The 2,804-nt window shown below is 71.0% G+C and carries 2 protein-coding genes; both read left to right on the top strand.

Annotated elements, in window-relative coordinates:
• The first annotated feature begins 260 nt into the window (after window positions 1-260).
• Complete coding sequence (gene acs / locus L2I40_RS21465) at window positions 261-2,192, top strand: acetate--CoA ligase (protein WP_237217257.1); 1,932 nt, start codon at window positions 261-263, stop codon at window positions 2,190-2,192.
• An 84-nt stretch (window positions 2,193-2,276) separates the two neighbouring features.
• A partial coding sequence (locus L2I40_RS21460) for an MFS transporter (protein WP_237217256.1) occupies window positions 2,277-2,804 on the top strand: 528 nt, incomplete at its 3' end.

Here is a 2,804-nt window from a genome sequence, read left to right as displayed (position 1 = left end):
CAGGGCCAGGCCGTGCAGGGCCAGGCCAACCGTGCGACGCCCGCGACGCCGGCCACCCCGGCCGCGCCCAGCCAGGCGCCGCGCGCCACCAACTGAGACGACGGATCGCCGGGGGCGCGGTGCCCCCGGCACGCCGCCGCGCACCGGGCCGTGAGACCCCTCACGGCCCGGTTGACGCATATCAAGGCCCCGTGCCCCATAGCCCGCGATAGGAGATCCAGGCCCGCTGAGAGGCCGGTCGCCCAGGTTGGGGAACTCGCATGTCCGACACGCTGATCGCCGTGAAGCCCGAGATCGCGGCCAAGGCCCGCATCGACGCGGCCCGCTACAAGGCGATGTACGAGCAGGCGGAGAAGGATCCCGACGGCTTCTGGCGCAGCGAGATGAAGCGCATCGCCTGGATGAAGGAGCCGACGAAGATCAAGAACGTCGACTTCACCGGCGACATCAGCATCAAGTGGTTCGAGGACGGGGTGCTGAACGCCTCCGTCTCCTGCCTCGACCGGCATCTCGCGACGCGCGGCGACCAGGTGGCGATCATCTGGGAAGGCGACGACCCGAACAGCGACGCCAAGGTCACCTACAAGGAGCTGCATGCGCGCGTCTGCCGGATGGCGAATGCGCTGCGCAAGCTCGGCGTGAAGAAGGGCGACCGCGTCTGCATCTACCTGCCGATGATCGTCGAGGCGGCGGTCGCGATGCTCGCCTGCGCGCGCGTCGGCGCCATCCACTCCATCGTCTTCGGCGGCTTCTCGCCGGACAGCCTGGCGTCGCGCATCCAGGATTCCGAATGCTCGATCCTGATCACCGCCGACGAGGGCCGGCGCGGCGGGCGCAAGGTGCCGCTCAAGACCAATGCGGACGAGGCGCTGAAGCACTGCCCGTCGATCCGCCACGTGATCGTGGCGAAGAACACCGGCGGCGCCGTGCCGATGCAGGCGGGGCGCGACCTGATGTGGGACGAGGCCTGCGCCGGCCTGCCCGACACGGCGGAGCCCGAGCCGATGGGGGCCGAGGATCCGCTCTTCATCCTCTACACCAGCGGTTCGACGGGCAAGCCGAAGGGCGTGCTGCACACGACCGGCGGCTACATGGTCTGGGCGTCCTTCACGCACCAGAACGTCTTCGACTACCGCGACGGCGAGATCTACTGGTGCACGGCCGATGTCGGCTGGGTCACGGGGCACACCTACATCGTCTACGGCCCGCTCGCGAACGGCGCGACGACGCTGATGTTCGAGGGCGTTCCGAACTACCCGTCCGTCTCCCGCTTCTGGGAAGTCATCGACAAGCACCAGGTCAACATCTTCTACACCGCGCCCACCGCGATCCGCGCGCTGATGCGCGACGGCGAGGCGCCGGTGAAGAAGACCAGCCGCAAGTCGCTGCGCATCCTCGGCAGCGTGGGCGAGCCGATCAATCCGGAAGCCTGGCTCTGGTACTACCGCAACGTGGGCGACGAGCGCTGCCCGATCGTGGACACCTGGTGGCAGACCGAGACGGGCGGCATCCTGATCTCGCCGCTGCCGGGCGCCATCGCGCAGAAGCCGGGCTCCGCCACGCTGCCGCTGCCGGGCGTGAAGCCGGCGCTGGTGGATGGCGAAGGGAAGATCATCGAGGGCGCGGCGGAGGGCAACCTCGTGCTGCTCGACAGCTGGCCGGGGCAGATGCGCACGATCTACGGCGACCATCCGCGCTTCGGGCAGACCTACTTCTCCACCTTCAAGGGCATGTACTTCACCGGCGACGGCGCGCGGCGCGATGCGGACGGCTACTATTGGATCACCGGGCGCGTGGACGACGTGATCAACGTCTCCGGCCACCGCATGGGCACCGCCGAGATCGAGAGCGCGCTGGTCGCGCATCCGAAGGTCGCGGAGGCCGCCGTGGTCGGCATGCCGCACGACCTGAAGGGCCAGGGCATCTACTGCTACGTGACGCTGAAGGCCGGCGAGGAGCCGACCGACGCGCTGCGGAAGGAGCTGGTCGCCTGGGTGCGGAAGGAGATCGGGCCGATCGCGGCGCCTGATGCGATCCAGTGGGCGCCGGGCCTGCCCAAGACGCGCTCGGGCAAGATCATGCGCCGCATCCTGCGCAAGATCGCCGCGAACGAGACCGACGGCCTCGGCGACACCTCGACGCTGGCAGATCCGGCGGTGGTGCAGGAGCTGATCGACAACCGCGTCGGCTGATCCGTCCCTGAACCGAACGGGCTCGGGCCGCGGCCCGGGCCCGTGCATTGCGCGTCCGGCGGGGTGGGCGCACATCGGCGCGGCATGCGCCTCGACCCGACGACGAAGCTGATCCTGGTGCTCGGGCTCGGGGCGGGCGCGTCCTCGCTGGCGGGGCGCGCCCTCGACCCGCTGGTCGGCGTGGTGGGCGGCGAGTTCGGGACGGCGGCGGCGACGGTCGCGCTGCTCTCCACCGCCTTCGCCCTGCCCTATGCGCTGGTGCAGCCGGTGCTCGGGCCGATCGGGGACGCGATCGGCAAGGAACGCGTGATCCGCGCCTGCCTGGTGGTGCTGGCGCTGGCGCTGCTGGCCTCGGCCTTCGCACCGGACCTCGTGACGCTCGCCGTGCTGCGCGTGATCGCGGGCGGCGCGGCGGGGGGCGTCTTCCCGCTGGCCATTGCGATCATCGGCGACCGCGTGCCGCTGGAGCGCCGGCAGGTCGCGCTGTCGCGGCTGCTGGTCGCGGGGCTGACCGGGGCGGTGGCGGGCGGGGCGCTGGCGGCGGCGGCGGAGCCGCTGATCGGCTGGCGTGGCGTCATGGTGGCGTGCGCGGCGGCGTCGCTGGCAGGGCTC

It is taken from the genome of Falsiroseomonas oryziterrae (assembly GCF_021864505.1).
GTDB lineage: Bacteria > Pseudomonadota > Alphaproteobacteria > Acetobacterales > Acetobacteraceae > Falsiroseomonas > Falsiroseomonas oryziterrae.
This window is presented reverse-complemented; position numbering and strand designations above follow the sequence as displayed.

Bases quoted from the DNA above. Each gene is read 5' to 3' on its own strand.
- acs (WP_237217257.1), top strand. From the start codon at position 261: ATGTCCGACACGCTGATCGCCGTGAAGCCCGAGATCGCGGCCAAGGCC.